Genomic DNA, 24,959 nt, shown 5'->3' on the forward strand with positions numbered 1-24,959 from the left:
TGCGGTGTCTCCTGATGGCCCGACCACTGTCAGAAGCCAGCCGGACGGGTGATGTTGTAGCGGTTCAGCTTTTCAATAATGGTGCGCCTGCTTACTTTCAGTAAACGCGCCGCATTGGTTTTATTCCAACCAGCTTCCCGCATTTTTGCCTCGATGACCAGTGCTTCATACTGGCCAACAATGGTTTTCAAATCCCCCTCCGGAATCCCGCTCGGCATCGGCGCTGCACCGCCATTCATGGGCCCCGTCAGCTCCAGCGGCAGGTGCTCCAGCTGAATGGGATAACCGGCTTCTGCCATCAAGCGGGCCCGGTCCAAAATGTTCTTTAGTTCGCGGACATTGCCGGGATAGCTCCAGCACAACAGCGCATCAAGCGCATCGGCTGACACGATCGGTACGGCCGTTCCCGCTTTGGCAGCGCCTTTTTTCAGGAAATGATCAATGAGTTTCGGAATGTCAGAAGGACGTTCCCGCAAAGGCGGCAAACTGATCGGAAAGACGTTCAGGCGGTAAAACAGATCCTTCCGGAACTCGCCTTCCGCGATTTTTTCTTCCAGATTGACGTTTGTCGCCCCGACGATTCTGACATCGACATGTTCGGTTTTTGTCGCTCCAACCCGGCGGACTTCGCCCTCTTGCAGCAAACGCAGGACCTTCGCCTGTAGAGCAAGTGGCATGTCACCGATTTCATCGAGGAACAGCGTGCCCTTGTGTGCCTCATGTGCGAGGCCTGCTTTATCCGTCTGCGCGCCGGTAAACGCGCCTTTGACATGCCCGAAAAGCTCACTTTCAAGAAGCGCTTCGGGGAGCGCCGCGCAGTTCTGCACGACAAATGCCTGGTCAGACCGGTCACTGGACTGATGGATGAAACTTGCCATCATTTCCTTGCCGGTCCCGGTTTCCCCGCGAACCAAGATCGGGACATCGGAATTGGCCGCCTTGCCGATCAGGTTGATGGCCTTTTCGATCGGCGGGCTGTCACCGACGAGCCCTTGTGGCTTTTGCTTTTTGACCGGAGCCGGCTGCGCCTTGTCTTTCGTCAGCTGGCGCGGCAGCTCCTTCATATAGCGATCGAACTGTTTCTTGAGGCGCGTGTTTTCCTCATGCATGCGGGTGTTCCAAATGCAGATCCCCGCATGAATGGACAGTGCTTTGAGCTGCTTCAGAACTTCGTCGCCGATAGCCCCGGCTTGGCCCTCTGCATTGCGTGGGTTGATCAGCTGCAAGATCCCGATGGACCTGTCCCTTAGAACCGTCATCGGCACAATGACCAAGGACTGTGTTTTGGTTCCACACAGCCGGTCATCTTCCTCGATGCGGGAAAAGTCGTATCCGACCGCTGAGGTGATGTCAGCGATGTTGATCACTGTACCGGTGGAGACGACGAGCGCAGCTGGAGCCTGCAGGTTCGGCATCATGTCATCACCGTATATGGAAACACGCTCGCCTGTTGCCGCAGTGGCGACAACACCATGATAACGGGACGCCGTGCGGTGCAAATGCTGACCCAGTGTGTCGAGGGTATAGATCGACCCGCCCTCTGCGCGCGAGATCTTGAGCGCCGAATCCAGCACGAGCTCCAGAACAGTTTCCACCTGCTCGGCTCCCGCCAGCGCCTCAGTCAAATCCAACAGGTCATCGAGTATCATTCGGTTTCCGCCTGCACAGATGTGAACTCATCCCCCGGGCAGCAGTATGCCCGCCCGGAAGCCAATTGTGTTCATGTTTGCAGGCGGCGCCTTTGCCAGCCTGTCTTTGCAAGGTCATCAGCTCAGGCTGTAGGTAAAGTGGCCCGGCTCGCCGACATCAATGGTCGCTTTGGTAAAGTCTGTTCCGTCGCCGCCCATTTTTGTCAAAAGCTCGGTGGACAGCTCCGGCAAGATCGTGCGGTTGACGATGTGGTCGATGTTCCGGGCACCGGTTTCAACTTCCGTGCAGCGCGCGGCAATCGATTTGACGACTTCATCGGAATAGACCAGTTCCATCTTCTGGTTTTCACGCAAGCGTTTGCCGACCTTGTTCAATTTCAACCGGACAATCTTTTCAAGCGGCTCGCCGATCAGCGGGTAGAACGGTACGATCTGCATCCGCGCCAGAAGTGCCGGCTTGAAATGCGCGCTCAGGATCGGACGGCAGGCTGCCACCAACTCATCGACATCTGGCTTTTCCGGAAGCGAGCCCATCTCGGTCAGAACATCCGTGGCCAGGTTGCTGGTCAGGACAACAATCGTGTTCTTGAAGTCGATCTGGCGCCCCTCCCCGTCCGACAAGACACCCTTGTCGAACACCTGGTAGAAGAGGTTCATCACCTCAAGATCCGCTTTTTCCACTTCATCGAGCAGTACTACCGAATAGGGCCGCTGGCGGACAGCTTCAGTCAGAACACCACCCTCGCCATAACCGACATAGCCCGGAGGAGATCCAACGAGCTTCGATACGGTGTGCTTTTCCTGGAACTCCGACATGTTGATGGAAATCAGGAAGCGCTCCCCGCCGAACAGCTGGTCCGCGATTGCCGTTGCCAACTCGGTTTTACCAACACCTGATGGGCCGACGAACAGGAAGACGCCCATCGGCGCGTCGGGGTTCTGGACCCCAGCCTTCGCAGTCCGCAAGGCTTCGTCGACCGCCTGGATGGCGTGATCTTGACCGATCACCCGCGCCTGGAGGTTCTGGGAGAGTTTCAGAACGGAATCCGCTTCGTTTTCAACCATGCGCCCGAGCGGCACACCGGTCCAATCGGAAATCACCTGACCAATGGCTTCTTCGGTGACTTCAAACGACACAAGTGGATCACCGTCCTGGGCTTCCTTGAGGTCCTTGGCGATCTCCGCGTACTTCGCCTTCATGGCTTCGATATCAACTGGACCATCGGCTGCGGCTGCGTCGTCGCCTGCATCGGCTTCTGCATCATCGGAGGTTCCGTCGCCCTCTTCGCCGGACGCCTCTTCCTCTGCGGCCGGCTCGTCCCCCTCAAGGCTAAGGCCGAGGTCATGGCGAAGTTTCAGGATCTGATTGACGAGATCCAGCTCCTTTTGCCAACGGGCTGTCAGCTCAGCGATTTCCGCTTCGACTGTTTTGATCTCAGCATCGATCTCTTCAACTTGCGGATCATCGGGAGCAAAATCAGCCTGCGAATCCCGGGTCAATGATCCGAGCGCCCGGTTCAATTCGCCAAGCCGCTTCTCCTTCAGCTCGATCACGAACGGCTTGGATGACAAGGACAGCTTCACGCGCGCACAGGCTGTGTCCAACACATCCACGGCCTTGTCCGGCAGCTGACGGCCTGAAATATAGCGCGCGGAGAGTTTTGCTGCGGCTACAACGGCATTGTCGCGAATGTAGACGCCGTGGTTCTTTTCATAAGCACTGCGCAGGCCGCGCATGATGGTGATTGCTTGTTCCGGGCTCGGCTCGTCCAGCTTCACCAGTTGGAACCGGCGCTCAAGTGCCGGATCCTTTTCGAAATACTTCTTGTATTCACTCCAGGTCGTCGCCGCGACGGTGCGCAACTCACCCCGCGCCAGAGCCGGTTTCAAAAGGTTTGCGGCGTCCGCACCACCGGCAGAACCCCCTGCACCAATCAGCATGTGCGCTTCATCGATAAACAGAATGATCGGTTTCGGCGACGATTTGACCTCGTCAATGATGCCCTTCAAACGGTTTTCGAATTCGCCCTTCACACCGGCGCCGGCCTGCAGCATGCCGAGATCCAGGCCGATCAGCTCAACATTCTTCAGCATGTCCGGCACATCGCCCTCGGCGATCTTGACCGCAAGTCCCTCGACCACTGCGGTCTTACCGACACCAGGTTCACCGACACAGATCGGGTTGTTTTTCCGGCGGCGTCCAAGAACGTCGATCATCTGCTGGATCTCGCGGTCCCGGCAGAACACCTGATCGATCTTGCCCTCACGGGCAGCCTGAGTGAAGTTCGTGCAGAAGCGAGCGAGCGCGCTGTCCGGGCTCATTCCAGGCGCGACTGACGGCGCCTTGTCGTCTCCACCAGGTGCTGCGGTCAGGCCTGCAGTGGTTTCCTCGGAATTCCCGATGATGTCGGAGAAGTCCTTTTTGAACCCGGCAAACGAGATGTCTTCCATGTATTGCAGCCAGCGGTCATCGCCGTAACGGTTCGGCTGGGCGAAAATTGTGGCCAGAAGGCTGCCGGAGCGGACCTGATCGAGATCCAATTCCACAGAACTGACCAGCCAGGCATCGGAAATGAGTTCGACGAGGAGCGGGGAAAACACCGGACGGCCCTGATTGCCTGTCTTCATGCTTTCAAGGACACTTTGAAGCCCCTTCCGCATGACAGCAGGATCAATCTCGAAGTGTCTCAGCGCGCTTTGAACATCATGCTGACTGTCTTCGACAAACACATGCAGCACATGTTCAATGGAGACTTCATAGTGCCCGCGTGTCACCGCAAGGCCTGCAGCAGCTTCGAGTGAGCGTTTCGAATAGGCGTTCAGACGGCCGATGAGGCGGCGAAGATCAAGGTCGAGCACGGTGAGCAACCCCCAAAATTATGCACGGACGTGCATTGTTCCCAACTGTTAGCGGCCTTTAATGACAGGCGTGTCATAAGAACGCTTCAAGCTTACGCAAAGAGACGTTTCCCGCACAATGCGGAATGAGCTGAATTAATCGTACAAACGTTAAAAAGAATGCCGCCCCGTTTCCGAAGCGGCATTCCGTCAACAATTCTTTGCTGGCACCGAAATCAGGTGACCGGAGCGCGCCAGTCGTCGGACGCGGATGTGCCGGCCTTTTCGTGGGTCCACTCCGCCTTGCGGTACGTGAAGGACCACTGCTCCTGATCGCCGCGAGATGCGTTCGCATCATCGAAGACATCCGGCAAGATGGTCTTGCCTTCAACCAGGACCGCATCTGTGTACTTGATCGTGTAGTAGTGCTCCTGAACGCCAGCCGTCGAGGTGCGCCAGAAGTTGATGGTGATTTCCAGGGATTCGCCGGTGGCCAATGCCTGCCACATCAACGGAGACGCCTTGTCCAGCGGCTTGATGATGGTTGTCGGCTGGTGGCGGCGGGTGCCGATGGCGGTGCCGGAGTTCGGGTCACGCGGTACAATTGCGTTGCTCTCGAACTTGTAGACCAGGGATTCGCCCTCATGGCCTTCCTGCCAGTTGTTGCCGATGGAATCAGCTGTTGTGGCATCTGACGTGATCTCGCCTTGGGTGGACCCGCTGATGGTCATGTATGCAACGTTTGCCATTTTATCGTCTCCCGTATGTGAGCTTTCGAAATTCCGGTAGAAGGTTGTTCACCTCCGACGCCCTTCACTTCGCAAGCTGCGTGCCAAACTGACCTCTCGTCGCCAATACTCATACATTTCAGATACTTAATCCCGATAATTTCCGATTTAAGAAAGTGTTAAACTGTGCAGAAAACTTCACAGTGAGGGGCATGGTGTGCAATTCTCTGCGCATTCTCCTTGTGATTTGAATCACATTCCGCCCGCCGTTCTGCAGCCGGCTCAAAATCCGGATTTAAAACAATCATTGAAATCATTCACTTTTTCAAAATTGGATTAGAGCACTCTCAATCCTGATGTGCAGATATTAGACAATTGACCCAAGGTAGCTGGTCCCTCACTTTGCTTGGAAAGGACCTGTATGGGTGTGATGCTATTGTAACTTTTGCAGGACACTGTCTGCGTCCTGTAGACGACAGGCTCCAGATGGATCGAGTGACCAATCATTCGATTGAATAACGAACGCAACGGAGAAGGCCTTTGCCAGCTATCATCAAACCATCCCGGGTTTCGGTAGCGCACCAAACAGAACCCTCAAAGGACGGAGCGCTGACTACAGTCTCGGCTTATGCTCTGTTTGACTTCGAGGAGCCCGGCCGGCTTTTGACCGAGCAAGCGCTTTGGCCAATGGTTACGGAGCAAATGCCCAACGGTGCCATCTTCGACAAGGGCCAGCTGAAGCCCAAGGGCGAAGTGATTATTGCAGGCAGTGCGCTATCAACGACTGACGCCCCGATTGAAGGCATCCGCGTCTCTGTTCGGTTTGACCGGTTTCATAAAGAGCTCGCCGTTTTCGGCGATCGCGTCTGGCAACTGACGGACCAAGGCGTGCAAATGAGCCGGCCGGTTCCGTTCCTCAAAATGCCGATTGGCGAAGCGCAGGCCTTTGGCGGCCCGAACTACGCACCGAATGCGCGTGGTAAAGGACACGGGGCAAGGAGCATTCTGGAGGCCGGGTACGATGCGCCGCTTCCGAATGTTGAAGATCCCGCAAGGCTGATCAAGGCGCCGGATGACCAACCCGTTCCAGCTCATTTCGGACCAATCGCAGCGGATGACGCCGCGCGCCTGAAGTATCTCGGCACGTATGATCAGCATTGGATCGACCATATCTCGCCGCTGAAACCGGATGACTTCAATCCGCTCTATCACTGCGAGGCGCCAGAGGATCAACGGTTCGATGGTTTCTTTGAAGGCGGGGAAACATTTGCGATCACCGGCATGTCGCGCGGTGAGGCATCCGTTGGCGGACAACTGCCGCGCCTGACCGCCCGATGCTTCTACAAGCTGACCGACGCAAATGAGCTCATCGAGACAACGATGCGCTGCGATACTGTGACGATTTTTCCGAATGTTCAAAAGGCCGTTCTGACATTCCGTGGCCTATTGCGTGGCACAGACCGGTTTGCAGAAGACATTGCGGCCATCATGGTTGGCCTGGAAGAGACGGATGCCGTCAGCCGGGATGCTGCCTACTACGCTGATGTTTATCAGAAACGGACATCAAAAGACGAAGCGCACAAATATGCGCTGGCCGACTATCAGTTGATGCCGGACGTCGATCCGGCAATCCTCAGCGCCAAGCGCGAAGCAAAACTGGAAAAAGCTGCGGCCGACCGGCAGAAGTTCATGGACAACCAGAACTGGGCAGCGCGCAAGATGCTGGAAGATGAGGGCTTGCCGGGTGACCTCGTCCCGCCGCCCAAGTCAGACATCATCGACGATATTCCTCTGGTTGCCCAACCCACCCCGGAAGAACTTGAAAACGGTGACCTGGATCTGGCCGCCCTTCTGGATGACGTCAAAGCGGTTGAAGACGCCCTTTTGGAAAAACGCGACCGCGAAATGGCCAAAGCAGAGCTTCAGCGGCGAGCAATTGTCGCAGCAACACCGCCCAAGCTGCTGCCGCCACACGCCAAAAAACCGATTGTCGATGACGCTTTCATAGCCCGATTTTCAGATCTTGAACTCGACCCGGACCTCGCGTCCGGCCTTCAGGAAGTCACAGGCCAACTGACGGCCCTGAAAGATCGCTCACCGTCCGGTCCGTTTGCGGGACTGGACGACAATCCCGACGCTGCCGGGGCATTGGATGAAACGTTGGCGGGCATCTTCGGCGAACCGGAAGCCCCATCGGAAGAGGACATCGAGCTCGCGTATACCAAGGCGGTTGCACGGGCGATGAAGCAGCCGGAAGGCAGCATCCTGGCCGACGCCCGCAAGGCCATAGACGAAATGGACTTGTCCCAGCTTGAAGGTTTGGACGAGGCCATGAAACCGCCAGCAGACGCCATCGACGACCAGTTCAGTGCGATGATCGGGGAGCTGGCCGAAGCCACGCCTGCGCCCGCAACAAAACAGTCTTCGTTCAAAGACCTCTTGGCAAGTCAACCAGATGACATGCCGATGGACGACCTGACTGCCAAGCTGGAAGAAGGGCTGTCCAAACTCGACTCCCCCATTATTCCGAAAGACAAGCCGGGTGAAATGCTTGAAACCCTTTTGGAGAGGGTTGAGAGCATGCAAGCAGACGGGCCGCAGCCGCCTGAAGGCCAAACACCATCTGAGACGGCCCTGGCGTCGGTGGCAACGGCCAAGGACCGTATGGACGAGGCGGAAGAGACCATGGAAGACTCCATGGCAACAGCCCGCCAGCAATCCCCTGCCCCGTTGTTTCCACTTGAGGCCTTGCCCGAGGGGGTTCCAATCCGTCTCGGTGCGTTTGTCACCGGAAAACTGCGCGATGGTCACGATTTCAAAGGTGCCGATCTTGCTGGCGCAGATCTGCGCGGCGTTGATTTCAGCGGCATGGATCTTTCCGGTACGTTCTTTGAGCAATCAGACCTGACAGACGCCCGGTTCACCGGCTCGAACTTGACAGGTGCTGTCTTTTCCGGGGCAACGCTCACGGGTGTCGACTTTTCCGACTGCGACATGACTCGCGCCAACCTGAACAAGGCAAGCGCACAGGAACTGGCGCTTGATCGGGCAAAACTGCATGACCTCCTGATCATCCAGTCGGACCTGTCCGGCTCGACAGGCAACGGGGCAGATCTTGAGAAGGTGCGCCTGATTGAAACCAACATCGACGACATGCAGTTCAAGCAAAGCCGGATCACCGATTGTCAGATCCTGACCGGATCGGCGGACGGATTTAAAGCGACAAGCTCCAAATTGCTCCGGACCATGTTCGTGACCCTGTCCATGAAGGGCCTGGACTTAAGCGACAGCGACCTGGAACGCATTGGCTTTATGGAAGTGAAGGCACCGGGGATGCGCGCGATCAACGGCAAATGGTTGTCCGTTGGTATCATGGGCGCAAGCGATCTGACCGGCTCGCGCTTTGACGGACTTCATGCGACCGAGAGCTCGTTCAACACGGCCGAAATGCCCGAATGCTGTTTTTTGAGGGCGAGCGGGACCGCTTGTTTCTTCAACGCATGTAACCTGGAAGCCAATGATTTCAGGTTGTCTTCATTCCGCAACTCGCTGTTCGGCCGGTCCAATTTTGCGGGCAGTGACTTCTTCGGGGCCAACCTTTTTGCCGCTGCGCTCACCGGTGTCGATCTTCGGCGCTGCTCGATGCGGGCTGCCAATCTCTTCGCCGCAGACTTGCTTGAGGCCAAACTCGCCAGCTGCGACTTCTCCGGCGCCAACCTTGGCATGACACTTCTGGAGCAACCGACCCATGCCTAAGATGCCGGACAGAAAACCGATCACATTTGAAGATGTCATGGCGTTCCACGCCCATGAACAACCGATCATGCTCCGCATCGCCTCGGGAATGTCCTTCGCAAACATGAACCTTGCCGGGATTAGATTTATCGAGTGCGACTTAACCGGGTGCGACTTTTCCGGAGCGACCCTAACGGATGCCCAGATTGTCTCATGCACACTCAAAGGCGCGCGTTTCAATGGCTGTAATCTGAAAAACACCCAGATTGTGTCCTGCGACATGGATGCGTCGGAAATGCGCGACACGTATATTGAGCGCGCACAGATCGTTGCCGGGAACGCCAGCAACTGCAACTTTTCGGGCAGCACGTTCGATCAGGTCTCCTTTGCGCAGCCGGACCTGATGGATGCCGACTTTTCCAAAGCGAGTTTCTATCGCGCGGTCGTTTTGGCATCAGACGTGACGGGCGCCAGCTTCGCAAACGCGGTTCTGTCAAACTTCATGCTGACCGATGCCGATCTGCGGCCGGTGGATATCACCGGCACCTTTATCGACATTGCCGTGTTTGCTGATGCGAACCTCTCCGGGCTCGATCTATCCGGTCAATCCTGGCAGCACTGCACGTTCCACAAGGGCGAATTCAAAGGCACCAATATGAACGGTGCCAACCTCAGCGCGTCCGTGTTTGCCGAATGTGATTTTGAAGGCGCAAGCCTGCGCGGCGTTACGGCAAATACGACCGGTTTCACGAAAAGCAAACTGGACGGCGTGGATCTCTCAGGCAGCCAGCTGACCATGGCGAACTTTGCAGGTGCCGGTCTTTCCGGAGCCCGGTTCAACAGTTCGCAATTGTTTTCAGCCGTCTTCCAGGAAGCGGATTGCCGGGCGGCTTTGTTTGAGCAATGCGATCTGCGTCAGGTCGAATTCTCGCACGCCGACCTGTCGGGCGCCTCTCTTTCGGCAAGCAATTTTAACCTTACGAAATTTCATGCAGCCAAGACCGAACAGACTGTGATGCTCGGCACATCCGGCAGCCGGATCGAGACCGATACTGATCGTGCGATTGCAGAATTATACCGGCCCGACAAGGTCGCCCTCGACGGCGATGGTGCGGGCCAAGGAGGGACACTCTGATGGTGTTTGTAAACTCACAAGGCCCGATCCCCGGAATGGACTTCTCGGTTCCGGATATCTATCTGCAGACAACACCGGTCGGCCCGGTCCCGATCCCGCTCTTTTCCATGGGCTTCCGGGTGACGGAAATCCCGACCTGTTTCCGCTCACTCATCATGTGCATGCCCGCGCATAATATGACAAACTTGGCACCGGTTACGGTCAGTGGGCCTGGCCCCGGTGTGGCCTCGGGTATGGTGTGTTCCAACAGCCGGAACGTGAAGGGCTCCACCAAACTTTTCCTTCAGTGCATGCCGGCAACCCGCGCACTTTTGGACCCGACAGCGCAGAACGGCGTTTCACCCAATTCTGTCGGCACCACTCTGGTACCGTCACAAATACGTCTGCTGAATCCGAGCCTTTAAGCGGCGCGACGGCAGAAGAGGAGATCAGACAATGAGCAGCGAAGCGATGCAGGGAAAAATGTCGATCACCCTGCCCGGCGTATCGAGCAGCGACGTGTATGTGGAAGCCCTTCACGGTGTTGAGGCCCTGACCGACGGGTATCGGTTTACGACCGATATCGTCTCGAAAGACCCTATCAAGCTCCCAGACATGATGGGCAAGGCCGCCACGCTCACACTGGAGATGGGCGAAGAAAAGATGCAGGCGCAGGGTGTCATTGAAGGCGCAGAGACACGCGACCCGACACCGAACCGCGAGTTCTGTTACCGCTTCGTCATTGAACCTGAACTCTCCATGCTGCGGCACAGCGCCCAGAACCAGGTGTATGGCACGGACAAGGATGTCACCGTCGTTGATATCCTGACAAGCGAGCTGAGCGATGCGAACAAGAAGAACTCGAACACCAGTTCGAGCCGCGTTCCGCGCCAGATCCAGTACGACATGCTGCCGTCCAGCGGGGATTACCCGAAACTGCATTTCGTCATGCAGTACCGGGAGCACGACCTGAATTTTCTGAAGCGCATGTGTGAGCGGTTCGGCATCTTCTTTTCCTTCGATCATTCCAGTGACAAGGAGAAGGTTGTCTTCGGCGATCGGAAGGAGCATTTCACAAAGCTCTCCGGCAAACAGATCACCGAAGAGCTGTCCTATCGCAGCAAAGAACAGGTGATGGGCACCGGCGACTTCGGCATCTGGTCGTTCAACCAGAAATTCATCACCCAAAGCGGCACAGTGGCTTTGCGGGAATACAACGAGGAAACCCCGAAGGTAGACCTGTTCGTCTCTCAAGACGCCAGCTTCCCCGGCCAGGGCATCACCACCCGCTATGGTGAGCATTACGCAACCGTTTCAGAAGGCAACTTCATCGCCAAGCGGCGGGTCGAACTCGTTGAAACGGAACGTCAGCAATTCACCGGCGAAAGCAACATTCCGCTCCTGCGCCCGGGATACTTCTTTCAGTTAAAGGACCATCCGATCCGGGATCTTGACGGTCTTTACATCGTAACCGAAGTCACCCACAGCTGCGTCAACACAACGCCGCTCGGCTTCAGTTCGGCCCACATGACACCAGAACCCTATCGCAACAGCTTTGTTTGTGTTCCGTTCGACAATGGCTTCCGGCCATCCATTGTCACACCAAAGCCATCTATCCCGGGGTACATTTCCGCAGTGATCGATGGTGAGACCGAAGGAAAGCGCGCCGAACTCGACAGCGCTGGCCGTTACCGCGTCCGAATTCTGGACGAGGAAAGCGGCCTGTCGCAGGGCAAAGCAAGCTATGTCGTTCGGAAAATGGAACCTTATGGCGGCGGAGACGGCTACGGGTCCCACTCCACACTGTTGATCGGCACAGAGGTGTTGCTCGGCTTCCTGCACGGCGATCCGGACCGCCCGGTCATTTTGGGCGCGGTATCGAACGGGGAGCAGGTCAACCCTGTCACGGCGACAAACCAGAATGTCGCGCACAGAACCCGGACAGCTTCCGGCATTATCATGCAGATCAGCGACGGTTCCGCGTAGGGTCTGCAAAGACCCACATTGGGAGGACATAGAATGTCTTCGGCCTATGATACGCAGATCAATTCCCTGACCGCGGCTTTGTCCGATCTGAACACCTCCCTGAGCAATGTGACGGATAGTGATGCCCTTGTCGAAGACGACACGGGCACTCACTACCAAACCACATACACCTACTTTTACGTCCCAAGCACACCGGGTGCAGCGAATACGTCTGCGGACGACTCAGGCCTTGGCACCCTGCTGCGTCTTGGGGAATACGCCGATGTCGAACAAACCGCCTACAATGCAGGCTCTGATACCTACTCCGCCTATTTTCCGGCACAACACATCGCCGATGAAGCGGGTGATGCGATCTACACAAATGCAGCTGGCGGGGGGAAAGGCATCCTCATGGCCTGCGATGGCCGGATCCTGATCCGGGGCGGCGAGAAATTTTACCTGAATCCAAAAGGTGCCATGCACATCCAGTCGGATGAAGGAGCGATCACGATCCAGTCCGGTACTGACACCAACGGCAATGAACAGGATATCAATTTGATCGCCGGCGCCAATGGACTTGGTGATCTCAACACCACTGTCAGGAAAGACACAAAGACGGTCGACGGCGAGCAATACGAGAAAGTCTCGAGTGTCTCGCGCAAATACTACGAAGCGAACAAGTACGAAATCTATCACGCGAATTCATACAAAGAGATCCATGCCCACACCGACACACGGCATTACGGCACGTACTTCAAGATGTTCTGCGGCGGGAATATTCAGGTCAAAATCGCGGCTGAATTCATATTCAATTTGGCATTTAGCCTCAATATCGAGCCGATCACGAAGATCACCTTTTATTTGCTGAAGACCGATATCGGATTGGTCAAAACAGACATCCTTGCCTGGAAAACCGAAATCAAGGAAGGTGAACTCAAGGTGCTTGGGGCGACGTTCAGGTCCAAAGCCGTCAAGGTAGACACGACAGCGACGGAAGCAACCGCAATCCCTGTGAAAGCCAGCACTGGCGGCATCACCGCAGAACAGATCGCCGCAGAATGTGCGAATGTAAACGTCAAGTCCATGATATCATTGTGGGAAGCAAAAATCGCCAGCACCGCGCAAATCTGACAAACCCATCGCCAAAGAGTCGCTTATGAAAAAACAAACATCCCGCAAGGCGGAAACGACAACCAAAACAGCGACACAGCCGCCCGCTCCCGGCAACGGCCTTGAAACCGGCATCGTCAAGGCACTTCTGACTGAACAGGACGCCATGGTGACCTTGTCGGACGGTGAGCAGATCCATGCAAGCCAAGCCGCCGGTTGTCTTTTGGCCCCCGCGATCGGCGATACGGTTCTGGCTTATCGAGGTGGTGACCAAGCATTCATACTATCTGTGCTGACCCGCGACGCCGATGTATCTGCAGAAATCGGAGTTGCAGGTGCCAAGGAAGTCGCGCTGAAATCAGAGGGGCGCCTCACCGTGTCCGCACCGGATGTTCACGTGAGTGCACGGCGTATGAACGTGCTGGCGGAAAGCGTGACCCAGACCGGAAAGCAATTGATCACCAACTTCACCCGCTCAATGGAAACGCTGGTGGACAAGATGGTCAATGCCCGGACCATCACGACGACTGCGCAAAGCCGCAGCAGCTCGGTCAAAGAGACTGAAACGCTCAAGGCCGGTATTCTGGTTCAGAACATTGACAGCGTCGCCACTCAGAACAGTGACATCTCAATGATTACGGCTGAAGAAGATGTCCGGCTTGATGCCAAACGCGTCAGCGTGGGCTAAAGTGCTGTTCGGAAAAGCAGATTGCGGAAATTGAATGCTCCTAGTTGATGATAGGCTGAAAGCGGCCAAAGACCATGCGTTGGCCGGCCGGCACGATAATGCAGCGCTCCTGTATGAGAGCATTCTGGACGTCTCGCCGGGCCATCCGGAGGCCTTGTCCGGTCTGATTGAAACCCGTCTGGCGAACGGCGATCTGGAAGGGGCTCAAACGCTGTTGTCGAAGTCGACCGCAGTCACCGGCCAGGACCCGGGTTTTCTGACGCTCGCCGCAAAGATCTCAATCATCAGCCAGAAGCCCGAAGACGCTGAAAAACTGGTGGAACGAGCTCTCGCCCTGGATCCGTATCATGCCCAGGCCGCTCTTTTGAAAGCCGAGTTTTTGGCCTCAGCAGGTGCCTTGTCGGAAGCGGAAGACCTTCTGAACACCGTTCGGAGCCGCAACACTGGCGACACCGATATCCTCCTGGGCATATCGCGGCTTTACTATGCCTATGGCCTGTTCTCTCCGGCTCTGATGATCGCCCAGGAAGCCTTGAGCAACGCACCGGACGACAGCAACCTGTCAGCCTTTGTCGGCCAAATACTGACAGCGCTTGGCGACCACGGGAAAGCCACATCATTTTTTGAAGCAGCGCATCTGAAGGAACCGACGAACCCGGAATTCATGCTGGCGCTTGCCAACAATGCTGCCGCGATCGGTCAATCGAGCGAAGCCTTGCGGATCGCCGGCCGCGCTAAAGCCCTTTTTCCAGATCTGATGCCCGCCTGGCTCAGCTACATCAAGATCAAGGCGGAACGCGGAGAAGCATTGGAAGCCTTGCGGGAGTTTGCTCCGGTCGCAAAGGGCGCCAAAGACCGAATGGAAGCAACGCTGACGCTGGGCACGGCCTATCGCTTGGCGGGAGAACCAGAAAAGGCCATACAGCTCCTGGAGCCACTGATGGCCAATGCAGCAGGCATGAAGGATCCGGTCCGGGGCCGGCTATTCAGCATCTTGCGCGATGCCTTCCTGTCGACCGGACAAATTGAAAAAGTACCCTCAACGCTCGAACAGCCGGTCGTTGCGACCTTGAACGGCGGCCAAAGTGGAGACACAAATCCTGACGTGTTGAAGCAACGGGTCAGTGAAGCCGTCATGGTCATTGACCCCGGTCTGTCCAATCTGGAATTCATGGTGCTTGCACGCTTTCTGGACCAAGCGGGCCGCGACAAATCTGCTCCGCTAGCCGGTCCTTCGACCTTGTCCCAGCTCTCCGGCTTTTTCGGATACAACAACTTTCTGCCGAACGACGCGCCGAACGGCAACGCTGAGCAACCTGCTGCTCCGGTGACCCTTCCAATTTCCCAAATCCTCGGATTGCCGAATGATCTGCGGGGTGGCGTAACCGGGCCCTGTCCGTATCTGCCGGTCAAACCGGAGCTATTAAAACGTTGGCAGGACGCCCTTTCTGAGTTTCCGAGGCCGTGGATCGGGATCGCCTGGAACGAAGCGCAGCCCGGCCTGACACTTGATACCTTGCTGCCCGCGTTGCGATCCTTGCCTGGCACGTTGGTCAGCACGGTTTGGGATCACAGCCGCAGACAATTGTCTGGTCATCAAGGAATTATTGATGCGGGCGCGCACATCAAACGCCTCGACGATCTTGCGGCTCTGCTGCACGCACTCGATTTTGTTGTGGGGCCGGACGGAATAATCCTGCATGGTGCCGGGGCTGCCAGAACACCGGGACTGGTCATCGCGCAGTACATGTGCCCATGGTATTGGTACGCCGAAACAGATCGAAGCCTTTGGTATCCGAGCATGGACGTTCTGAAGGCACCACGCTTTGGCCATTGGGCAACGCTCATCCCGGAGCTGACGGATGACATCCATGCGCGCATAGACAACCGGCTGGCGTCGACCGGCGGGCAAACGGAGGGAACATAATGAGTGCCTGGCGGCCTGCGACACAAGAGCCTGATGCCTTACATGCCTGCATTTACGATTACCTGCGCAACCGCACGCCACAAGTTTATCTGGACGGCAAATCGGAAGCCAAATCGCTTGGACAAACAACAGAGATTATGAGCAACGGGCAGAAGCTGACGCTCGATCTCGTCGTGACGCCGGTCGGCAGCGGTCAATGGTCCTCGCGCCCTGTCGTCGAGTTTGCAGTGACCGGACATGTCGCGGACCGCGCTGCGGGCTATAGTGTCGACGGACGGGTGGTGATTGATCAGAAAACCTTGGCGTTTCTGGCGATCGAGGCGACACCGACCCGCGTGAATATCAGATAACCGGAAAGGACCGGTCCATGGCTCAGGACGATGAGATCCCCACCGGCATCAAGTCGTTTTCCGTTGGCTTGGGTGATGGAACCCCGCTGCCTCAGGACCGGCAACCGCCACCGCCCTACCGTGTTCTGATTTTTGGCGACTTCGCAACGTCCGTTGCCGGTCTTCGGGAAATCACCGGAAAGGATATCTCGGAGCTGATCAGCGAACTCGCGCCAGCCCTGACGGTAGAGGCAAAAAACATCCTCGGGACGCTCCCGGCCACCTTGATCGAAGATGTGTCTTTCAAACGTCCGCGCGACTTCAAACCCGCTTCCGTTAGCAAGGCGCTTGAGTTTCGCACCACAATCAAGACTGCCATGGCAATGGGCGGTGTGTCCGGACTGGTCGATCATGGACAGCGGTTCGATCTGCTCTTGGACGCAGCCAAATCATCGAGTGCGCATTCAGCTCCGGAAACACCTGCATCTCGTAACGCAGCTCCCAAACCTCAGACATCGAGTTCTCCCGCTTCTGACTCCAACTCCGATGAAGATGATGGGCTGGATACCCTGTTCTCCATGGTCGAAGCACCGAAGAGATCGGCAGACAGTGAAGTCACACAGGACCTTGCAAAGCATGCGGTCCAGGCATTCTTGTCCCAGACCTCCAGTGGTGAACCGCGCAAACCTGCGCCGTCCACACCTGTACCTGCCGGCGGAGGCGCCTCTTTCGACGCAATGATCGAAGACCAAGCCGCTCTATTCCTCAAAGACCGCCGCCTGCATCAGGTTCTGGAAAACTGGCTCGCACTGCGGATGTTGCTGGCTGAATTGCCGCGCGAAAGCTCAATACGCTTGTTCCTCGTTCAGGTCAGCGCGACAGCTGCGATCGAGGATGTTTTGGCGAGCCTGGAAGAACCGGAGGGTGCGCTCGCCCATGCCGCATTCGACGTGGTTCTTGCCGCCAATGAATCCGGCCTCGCCAAGGACGGCGCCTCCAACTTCAAACGTCTGGCCATGGTTGCAGCGGAAAATGCGACGTGCCTGCTCGGCACCCTCGCCCCGGACTTTGCCGGAGAAAGCGCCGACACCGTCGGCAGCCGGGACACGCCGCACCAAATGCTGGATCAAATCGGCTTTGAACAGTTTGCAAGCCTCCGGCAATCTGCAGCGTCGAACAGTCTTGCCTTGTTCTGGAACAAGGGGCGCCTCATTGCTGATGATGACGGTCCGGCCGATGTTGGTCTGCCCGGCAGCTGGGTTGCCTTGCTGTCCATTCTCCACGCCCAAGCGGCAAACGGATGGCCCGACTTTGGTGCTGGTCAAAAACTGTCGATTGATCAACTGGAAACGGCGGAACACACCAATACCGGAAAACCGGTGGCGGACAGCGTCATGACTTTTGTCTCGCAAGATTCTGCTCTGTCACTTGCCTCAGCCGGGATCAACGTTTTGCGCGGCCAAGCCAACCGGGCAGAGGTTTATTTTGCCGGGTCCCGCACGGTCTCGGCCAGCAAGTCGGACGAGCCGAACGCAGGTGTTGCGCGTGCACTTTCCATGGCCCGGCTCAACACTCTGCTTCAGGTGGCTTTTTCAACGGCGCCGTCAGGTTCCAAGACGGCAGAAGAGTCTGCCAAAAACCTTCAAGCCCGGCTCGACGAGATATCAGACGCCCTTTTCAATGCTATCCAGTTTTCGGTGAGCGCAGCCCGATCTGAAGAGGACGAGGACGTCCTTGATATCGATGCCACACTCACAGGCTCGGCTCGGGGCGACCGTCACTTCAGGTTCAGGATCGGGATCTGACTTGGCATTGACCTACCAACTGAGCTGCGACCGGATCCAATCGGCTGCAGATTGGCGTTGCGCGGCGAAGGACGTTACGAAATTCATGACTTCCGGTGTCCGTCCTGCATCGTCAAACGCAAGGCCCTTCATCAAGGCCGTCCACTGCGCCGAAGAGAGATGCTCAGGCCTCTCTGGCTGAACCGACGCCTCCATGGCCTCCAGCGCGTTTTTAGGTCCGAACGGCCGGCGTCCAGCAAGGCATAGATAGACCATGACCGCCAGCGAGAACACGTCATCGGCCGCGCATGGTTCGTGGCCCTCCAGCCGCTGGGGCGAGGCATAACTCGGGGTGATTGCGCCGAGACGGATCAAGATGCGGATAGTGTCTTCTTCATCCTTGCGCAAGGACGGTGCAATCGGTGCGGAGATGTTGAAGTCGATCAGCTTGACCGAGCCATCGGTTTGCACAAAGACATTGCCGGGTTTCAGGTCGGAATGGATGATCCCGTTGGCATGGGCAAACTCGAGAGCCGAGCCCAAATCCTGCACCAGCCGGATCACCTGAGCGAGCTCCAGCTTGCGGTCCTCCGCCTTGCGCAGAAAACTGGAGAGCGTGTCCCCTTCCAGATACTCCATCACCATGAAATGCAGGTTCTGAACGCGGTCCATATCGTACACACGAACGATGTTGGGATGGACGAGGTCCCGCAGGCGCCGCGCCTCCCTATGCATCAGGGCGACAAAATCCGGTTCTATTTCCGGTCCCGCCGTGATGATCTTCAAAGCAACATCAGCTTTTGACAATCCCGCTTTTGCCGCGACAAGATCCCGCGCCTTGAAAACCAGGGACTGTCCACCCCGGCCGATTTCCTTGATCAGCAAATAGCGGTCCTTCAGCACAAGGCCCGGCACCGGGGTCATAATTTCGGATGGCTCCGCCATCGCATCAACGGCGAGCGTATAGCCAAGATCCGTGTCTGTTTCAGCCATTGTCGTTCAGCCGCACCGTGATCAGTGTTACGTCGTCCGATGAACCACCCTCGACCGCATGAGTAACCAAACGGTCCGCGACACCCGCACTACCATCTGCAAGCGCATCTGCGATCGTTGTTTCGCTGGCCCCCTTGAACAAACCGTCGGTGCACAGGACAAAACAGTCGCCCTTCAAGAACTCGATCACACGCCTGTCGACCAGGATGTCCTCATGCGAGCCGAGCGCGCGGGTCAGCCGCCCCAAATCATCACTATGGTCTTCCGATACAAGAAAGAGATGACCTTGGCGCAACAAATAAAGACGGCTGTCGCCGACCCACTGGCACCCGGCATATCCGTCGTGGATGATCAGGGTCAAACCGGTACATCCGCTGATGTCCGCATCCGGGTTTTCCAGATAACTGCCGTAGAGCTGGTCGTTCACACGATGAAAGGCCGCTTCGATGCGTTGGAGCCGTTCGTTCACGCCCTCGCCATCTGCAAACTCGATCACTTGCAGCTCTTCGACAAAGGCGCGGCTCGCTAGGTGACCATCCCGATGCCCTCCCATGCCGTCAGAGACAGCAAACAGAGCATGTTCGGGCTTGGACACATGATTGTCTTCATTCTGACTGTGGCGCGTGCCTTGCCGGGTGGCGGTTTCGATCTCCAGGCCTGTTCCGGTCTTTTTCTTTTCTGTGACCATGTCTTCGTTTTGCCGTTTGAGGCGCTATCTCCGGGTGATCCGGAAATAGCAGCATGCTGTTTCAAGTCCGCTCACACCAGCCCTGAGCCTCCCAATGCCCCATGAAAATTCCCCGGGCGGCGTCCGCTTCGGGCATGGCTGAGAACACACACACCTCGCTAACCCGTTCCGGCGACCCTTCATGCCACCAATAGCCCGGAGCCGGTGATCGTTTCTTCTTTTTTTCCGTCTCCGGCCAGACCAGTATGTGCGCTGGCACTTCATTCGAAGCCACCAGATCTGTCCATGGGATGCACAGGCCCGCTTCATCACTCTTTAGGTCGGGAAGCGTCATCGAAACCTTGTAGGGCGGCTCATCTATCGCCGCCCTGATGTCCGCGGAACAATTTGTGACGCTGTTGAGGAAATTGCGGCGGTTGCTTTCGCCCGCAAGGAACGTCAGAAGGTCAAGCTCCAGGCGATCCATGATTTCATCGATCTGGAAAATAATGTCGTTGCTGAATTGCTCCACATGCATCGACATCAAAACAGCCAACGGGAAGGTCCGGCCCATGGTGTCTGCGGATCCGGCAACAAGTCCAATCCAGGCGCGGTCATCGAGATGATTGATTGGCAGAGCAAATCGCCAGACCGGGGCACTGAAGTAAGCGTTGTGCCAGGTCTGCGGCGCAGCGGTCGTACATGCATGAAGCCAGTTGCTCACGATGTTTGCCCAAGCGTCGGTTACCCGCGCCGGCAAGCCCTCGAAGACAAAATCTCGTTCGGCGGGGCGTTTGCCAAAAAAGCCGCAGATATGCATGCGCCCCAGCCTCCCTGGTCCATATGGTTCAAAACGTTTTCCGGCCGGTCCGCTTTAAAGAGCTGGCGGGCACCGGAAGGATGAATAGAGCCCAAGGTTGAACGGGTTCACAACGCTGCCGGCACTCAAGGCGAAGCTGCCCTTGTAGCTGACATCAACCGTCTTGGTGCCGTTGTCGATGCGTTGTTCCTTCTTCACAACCTTTTCGACAGAGAACTCGAACCGGTCGCGGCCACGGACTCGAGACAGGCCGGAGGCACTCAAGAGCCGGAAAATCGCCCAGGTGCCTTCCTTGAGAATTGTGGTCTTGGAATTGTCCAGAAGGGTGATCGACAGTTCCGCGGTGCTCGCATCCGCTTGGCTCGGCCAGCTGAAGTCCTTGCCGCGGACCGGACCGTGCCGATAAACGATCGAGTCATCGTCAATTTTCAAGGTCGAGCGCAGGGCTTCCGGGTCCAGGAAGGACGGCCGGATGGTGAACTTGGTCTCCGGACTGCTGCCGCCTTTGGCAAAGAACGCGTCCTTGATTGTCTGAGACGTGGAAATCTGGTTGAGCGTTTCCTGAGCCAAGCCCAGGCCCGCGCCTTGCGTCTGGATCGGGCTGAACTGGCGCCGGCGCACCACGATGAACGGCTTCAGATAGTCGTTGTAAAACGCATCCATGACACCGGAGGGGCCGAGCAGATCCGTGAAATCTTCCAAGCTGACGTCTTCTTGCGCATCCGGATCGAAAGGATACCGCCCGGCGATGATGGACGTACAGGCTGGTACGACTTCATCCTTCCATCGGCCATTCAGATAGAGATAGGCAGACTTGTTCAAAAGATCCCAAGTACGGTTCACAATCGATAGAACCATCGACCGGACAGGTTCGGGTTTGGTAGACGCTTCCGCCCGCAAGGTCGTGAAGGAGTCGGTGGTCGGAGTTTGCGCTCTTCCCTTGACCAAGTCGTAAGCGGCTTTTGTTGGGTCAGGAGCCGTGACAACGCCGGATACATTGCCATAAAGATCGCCAAACAGCTGCTGAACGCGGTCGAGTGTCTGACTGCTCGTCGGATCGGTCAAATTATTCAGCGGCCGGAAGGCATTTTCGATTGCGATCCCCGGCCAAGGCGCATCACCGAACGCTGTTTCCACCGCCGCCCTTTGTGCCGCTTCACTGGCAGAAGCTGCGATGCCGGTTGCAGCACCGGAGGACGCTGCGGATGCTGCCTGTGTTGCCGCCTGATTTTGCTGAGCACCTGGGAGCGGCAGCTGGGTGTTTTCGCGCAGGATATTCAAAACATTCGTGAGCGGCGAATCCGGGCTCGACAAGTCCTGCAGAACAATCTGAGCGCGGCCGAGCGAACCGATTTCCACAACACGGATATAGCTGATCCCTTCACGCCAGGCCTGCACGTAGTCCTGCGTGTACATCCGGACGATTTCCTGGGCGAGCCGGTTGTAGGTCGTATCACTGACGCTATCCCCGAGCACCCAGTCGGACCCGATGGATGAGCGGATGTATTCCGGAAGCCGGGCCAGGAAGAAGTTATAAAAACCGTTCTTGGTGTAAAGGCCCGGGATCAGGCTGCGGCCACCTGCTGTCGCACTGTCGATGAACAGGGCACCGGCCCCGAGCGAGCGCGTCAGATTAATCGGCGCGACCCGGTAGCGCTGCGCGGAATCCGTCACCATGCGGTTATAGATTTCGCTTGCTTGCGGAACGCGCTGGATCCGGTCGCGGGCTTCCTGGACGATCGGCTGATCAACGGCCGTCTGGATCGGCAGGAGCTGAATCAGGTTGTTCATGTGCTCCTGCATTGCGCCCCGGTTTTCCGGGTTGAGCACGAACGCGGCCTCGTTCTGCGAACGGAAGGCGCTTCTAACCTTGTCGGCGTTGTAGTTCTGTCCGGTCGTCAGCATGAGGTATGTTTCGAGCTGATCGCGCAGCAGCGCCGAATTGCTGCCGGTGGTGTTCGAAACCAGTTGGATTTGCGCTTCAAGACGCGAGGCGATCGACGGCAGAAGATACTCGGTCAGATACGAATCGTAGGTCTTCGTGGCAGCTGGAAGAAGCTTGGACTGGGACTCAATTGAAAACGGCGTGACGGTCAGCCAATTCTCTTGATCAATCACCTCATCCCGCAAGGCCTTGGCGGCATTGAGCGTTGGCAGAATGCTGATGAGCGAACGGTTTTGGTCTGCCTCCGTGCGCAAAACACTCACCCGGTTGGACAGCTCTTCAACCTTCTCCGCCGTCTGCTCAGCGTGATTAAGGCCGGCGAGCCAGTAGGCCGACATGCCGATGACAAAGGCACACAGCGCTGCGAGAGCACCGGCGTAGAGCGCTGCCAGACGCCGCTCCAAACCGGTGTTAACACCCACAAGGTTCTGCTCGGGAAAGACAATATTGGAGAGCAGGTTCTTGATGAAATAGGATTTGCCCTGCCCGCTGAGCGGCATCTGATGAGATGGGGCGAGCTGGAAACTGCGGCCCATTGCGCCAAGCAAACGATCGAACGGCGTTCCTTCCTGCGTTCCGGACGTGAAATAGACGCCGCGCAGCAAGGGCTGTGCTTCATACCGGCTGGAGCGGAAAACATCCGCCAGAAAGCTCCGCAACACCGTGGACAGAGAGCCGAACTCATAGGGAAAGCCGTAAATACGGCACCGGCGGCTGTTGTTCCGCTCTTCACTTAGCGTGCCCGGCAGGTCTTTTTCCAGACGCGCTACAAGATCTGTGAAACCCGCCTCGAATGCCGGTCCGACGGTGATCTGCTGCGGGTCATAGGGCAGCGTGACGCCCCAGACCTGATCCCGCTCGCGTTGCTTCAGGTCGTCGAAATACTCATCAAACCCGGCGATCAGGTCGCACTTGGTGAACATGACATAGACCGGCAGGCGCATGCCGAATGTTCGGTGTAGTTCGCGCAGGCGCTGGCGCAGAATTTCCGCCTGGCGTTTCCGGCTGTCCTCGTCCGCAACAGCCACATCCTCAATGCTGATGGTCAGCAAAATACCGTTGACCGGACGCCGTCTGCGGAACTTGAGAAGCAGCTCGAGAAAGCCATTCCAAGCTGCGGCATCAACGCCCTTGTTGACGTCCTGCGTCGTGTACCGTCCGGCCGTGTCGATCATCACGGCTTCATTGGAAATCCACCAGTCACAGTTGCGTGTGCCGCCAATGCCTTGCAGCGCTTCTTGCCCATGTTCGGCGAGCGGATATTCCAGCCCGGAATTACGCAAGATCGTGGTTTTGCCCGTGCCGGGCGGGCCAATGATGATGTACCAAGGCAGTTCAAACAGGAAATTCCGGCGCCGTTTGCCGTCCAGCGGGTTGTCGCGCAGTTTCTGGAGGGCAGCTTCGAACCGCTCCCGGATCAGCTCGACCTCATCGGCTGACATGTCCGTTCCCATGGACACCAATTCGTCATTGGCAAGCATGGAGTTGATAAGCTTGGCATTCGCCCGGCGTGCCAGAACATGGCGCAGGAATGTAATCAGGAAGAACAGAACAAAGAGCGCGACAATCGCAATGATCCGCGGCTCGGTCTGCGCAAACGGCGTAAAGCCTGCAATCGTGACGATGCCACCGAAGAAATAGATGGCAACCGATACGATGATCAGCAGCAATAGGATCAGCAGGCTTACCGGTCTCAAAAGGCTTGCGAAATACGTCCTGATCATACTTGCCGCCCCTATTTCACTTCGAGCGCTTCAATGGCGCTCAACGGGGGGACGATTTCACCTTCCAGCATGAAATCGCTGTAGGCCCAGGTAATAAACAGGATCGACACGGCAATGATACCGATGATCCAAATAGGCGGCAGAACGCTCACTTTCCGGCCGCCCTTATGGCCTTCGGACACTTTTGACAGCGGCTGGTCTGGCTTGATGCGCGTGTTGCGCTTGATCAGCCGTGACAGTTCGTTGCGCAGATCTTCCAGCTGATCCCGGCCGCCTTCCAGAACCCGGTAACGGCCCTCAAACCCGAGCATCAGGCAGGCATGCAGCAAGACAAGCAAAGGCATCTTGCGCGGCGCATCGCCCTTGATCCGGTCCAAAATGCCAAAGAACTTTTCACCGCCCCAGGTTTCATTGTGAAACTGGTTCAGCAAACTGTTGGAGCTCCACTCGCTGCGGCTACCCCAAGGTGTCATCAAGACCGTCTCGTCAACGGTCGCGCACAGAACATAACGCGCAGCAATGATATCACCGGCTTCCACGCCTTCCTTTTGAGCCGTTTGCTCAAACTTGTCGATTTCAGCCACCACTTCGCGGCGGAGCGAGACGACATCGGCGCGGTCAATCGCACTGCGCAAGTGCGCGATCAGCAAAAGCAACGGCGTAGCAGCGCGGACCAGGACCCGTTCCGGGATTCGGTCAAACAGGCGGACGATGGATGTTGCGGATTCAACAGAAGAGCCGTTTTGCGAGACCGGAGCAGCAGGGTCAGGCTGTGCTTGCTGTGCGGGTTGGGCAACGGAAGGCTGACTGACGAACGCAACAGTCGGTTCATCGCCCGGATCGCCCGCCCCAGCCGAGCCCTGCGCCATGGACGTACGTGCCCGCGGCGACAAGCGCTGCGCTACGGTCGGTTGGTCCAGGTCGTCATTCGTCATCAGCTGCT

At 57.0% G+C, this 24,959-nt stretch carries 17 protein-coding genes; 9 read left to right on the forward strand and 8 right to left on the reverse strand.

Features of this window, described 5'->3' with window-relative positions; all coding sequences use genetic code 11:
• Window positions 1–29: 29 nt before the first annotated feature.
• The 3 genes from ACVDG4_RS06275 to ACVDG4_RS06285 form a co-directional block, all read right to left on the reverse strand.
• Window positions 30–1,649: a sigma-54-dependent Fis family transcriptional regulator gene (locus tag ACVDG4_RS06275; RefSeq protein ID WP_447234402.1), complete on the reverse strand. Its 1,620-nt coding sequence runs from the start codon at window positions 1,647–1,649 to the stop codon at window positions 30–32.
• Window positions 1,650–1,766: 117 nt separating this feature from the next.
• Entirely contained in the window at window positions 1,767–4,508 is a 2,742-nt protein-coding gene (gene tssH, locus ACVDG4_RS06280) for a type VI secretion system ATPase TssH (RefSeq protein ID WP_447234403.1), read from the reverse strand.
• Window positions 4,509–4,723: 215 nt separating this feature from the next.
• Window positions 4,724–5,236 carry an Hcp family type VI secretion system effector gene (locus ACVDG4_RS06285; protein ID WP_409685534.1) on the reverse strand — a complete coding sequence of 171 codons (513 nt, stop codon included), beginning with the start codon at window positions 5,234–5,236 and terminating at the stop codon, window positions 4,724–4,726.
• A gap of 519 nt (window positions 5,237–5,755) precedes the next feature.
• Here ACVDG4_RS06285 and ACVDG4_RS06290 point away from each other — a divergent pair.
• From ACVDG4_RS06290 to ACVDG4_RS06330, 9 genes are read left to right on the forward strand one after another with little or no spacing between them, the layout of a single operon-like run.
• Window positions 5,756–8,971 carry a DUF2169 family type VI secretion system accessory protein gene (locus ACVDG4_RS06290; protein ID WP_447234404.1) on the forward strand — a complete coding sequence of 1,072 codons (3,216 nt, stop codon included), beginning with the start codon at window positions 5,756–5,758 and terminating at the stop codon, window positions 8,969–8,971.
• Window positions 8,964–10,085 carry a pentapeptide repeat-containing protein gene (locus ACVDG4_RS06295; RefSeq protein ID WP_447234405.1) on the forward strand — a complete coding sequence of 374 codons (1,122 nt, stop codon included), beginning with the start codon at window positions 8,964–8,966 and terminating at the stop codon, window positions 10,083–10,085. The genes ACVDG4_RS06290 and ACVDG4_RS06295 overlap by 8 nt, the downstream gene beginning before the upstream one ends.
• Window positions 10,085–10,489: a PAAR-like domain-containing protein gene (locus tag ACVDG4_RS06300; RefSeq protein WP_081450578.1), complete on the forward strand. Its 405-nt coding sequence runs from the start codon at window positions 10,085–10,087 to the stop codon at window positions 10,487–10,489. Before ACVDG4_RS06295 ends, ACVDG4_RS06300 begins: the two co-directional genes overlap by 1 nt.
• 31 nt (window positions 10,490–10,520) lie before the next feature.
• Window positions 10,521–12,050, forward strand: a complete 1,530-nt coding sequence (locus tag ACVDG4_RS06305; RefSeq protein WP_133950701.1) for a type VI secretion system Vgr family protein — start codon at window positions 10,521–10,523, stop codon at window positions 12,048–12,050.
• Between the two features lie 33 nt (window positions 12,051–12,083).
• Complete coding sequence (locus ACVDG4_RS06310; RefSeq protein WP_447234406.1) at window positions 12,084–13,160, forward strand: hypothetical protein; 1,077 nt, start codon at window positions 12,084–12,086, stop codon at window positions 13,158–13,160.
• A 25-nt stretch (window positions 13,161–13,185) separates the two neighbouring features.
• Complete coding sequence (locus ACVDG4_RS06315) at window positions 13,186–13,827, forward strand: DUF3540 domain-containing protein (protein ID WP_447234407.1); 642 nt, start codon at window positions 13,186–13,188, stop codon at window positions 13,825–13,827.
• 34 nt (window positions 13,828–13,861) lie between these two features.
• Window positions 13,862–15,754, forward strand: coding sequence for a tetratricopeptide repeat protein (locus tag ACVDG4_RS06320; protein WP_447234408.1), 1,893 nt, complete (start codon window positions 13,862–13,864; stop codon window positions 15,752–15,754).
• On the forward strand, window positions 15,754–16,104 hold the full coding sequence (locus ACVDG4_RS06325; protein ID WP_209173364.1) for a hypothetical protein: 351 nt from the start codon (window positions 15,754–15,756) through the stop codon (window positions 16,102–16,104). Before ACVDG4_RS06320 ends, ACVDG4_RS06325 begins: the two co-directional genes overlap by 1 nt.
• A gap of 17 nt (window positions 16,105–16,121) precedes the next feature.
• Window positions 16,122–17,888, forward strand: a complete 1,767-nt coding sequence (locus ACVDG4_RS06330) for a hypothetical protein (RefSeq protein ID WP_447234409.1) — start codon at window positions 16,122–16,124, stop codon at window positions 17,886–17,888.
• Window positions 17,889–17,900: 12 nt separating this feature from the next.
• Here ACVDG4_RS06330 and ACVDG4_RS06335 read toward each other — a convergent pair whose 3' ends face one another.
• The 5 genes from ACVDG4_RS06335 to icmH form a co-directional block, all read right to left on the reverse strand.
• Entirely contained in the window at window positions 17,901–18,860 is a 960-nt protein-coding gene (locus ACVDG4_RS06335; protein WP_447234410.1) for a serine/threonine-protein kinase, read from the reverse strand.
• On the reverse strand, window positions 18,853–19,548 hold the full coding sequence (locus tag ACVDG4_RS06340) for a PP2C family protein-serine/threonine phosphatase (RefSeq protein ID WP_447234411.1): 696 nt from the start codon (window positions 19,546–19,548) through the stop codon (window positions 18,853–18,855). The genes ACVDG4_RS06335 and ACVDG4_RS06340 overlap by 8 nt, the downstream gene beginning before the upstream one ends.
• Before the next feature lie 61 nt (window positions 19,549–19,609).
• Complete coding sequence (tagF, locus tag ACVDG4_RS06345; protein ID WP_447234412.1) at window positions 19,610–20,347, reverse strand: type VI secretion system-associated protein TagF; 738 nt, start codon at window positions 20,345–20,347, stop codon at window positions 19,610–19,612.
• 54 nt (window positions 20,348–20,401) lie between these two features.
• On the reverse strand, window positions 20,402–24,016 hold the full coding sequence (gene tssM, locus ACVDG4_RS06350) for a type VI secretion system membrane subunit TssM (RefSeq protein ID WP_447234414.1): 3,615 nt from the start codon (window positions 24,014–24,016) through the stop codon (window positions 20,402–20,404).
• An 11-nt stretch (window positions 24,017–24,027) separates the two neighbouring features.
• The gene (icmH, locus tag ACVDG4_RS06355) at window positions 24,028–24,951 is read right to left on the reverse strand and encodes a type IVB secretion system protein IcmH/DotU (protein WP_447234415.1); all 924 of its coding nucleotides are present in this window, start codon (window positions 24,949–24,951) and stop codon (window positions 24,028–24,030) included.
• Window positions 24,952–24,959 lie beyond the last annotated feature (8 nt).

It is taken from the genome of Roseibium sp. MB-4 (genome assembly GCF_053005265.1).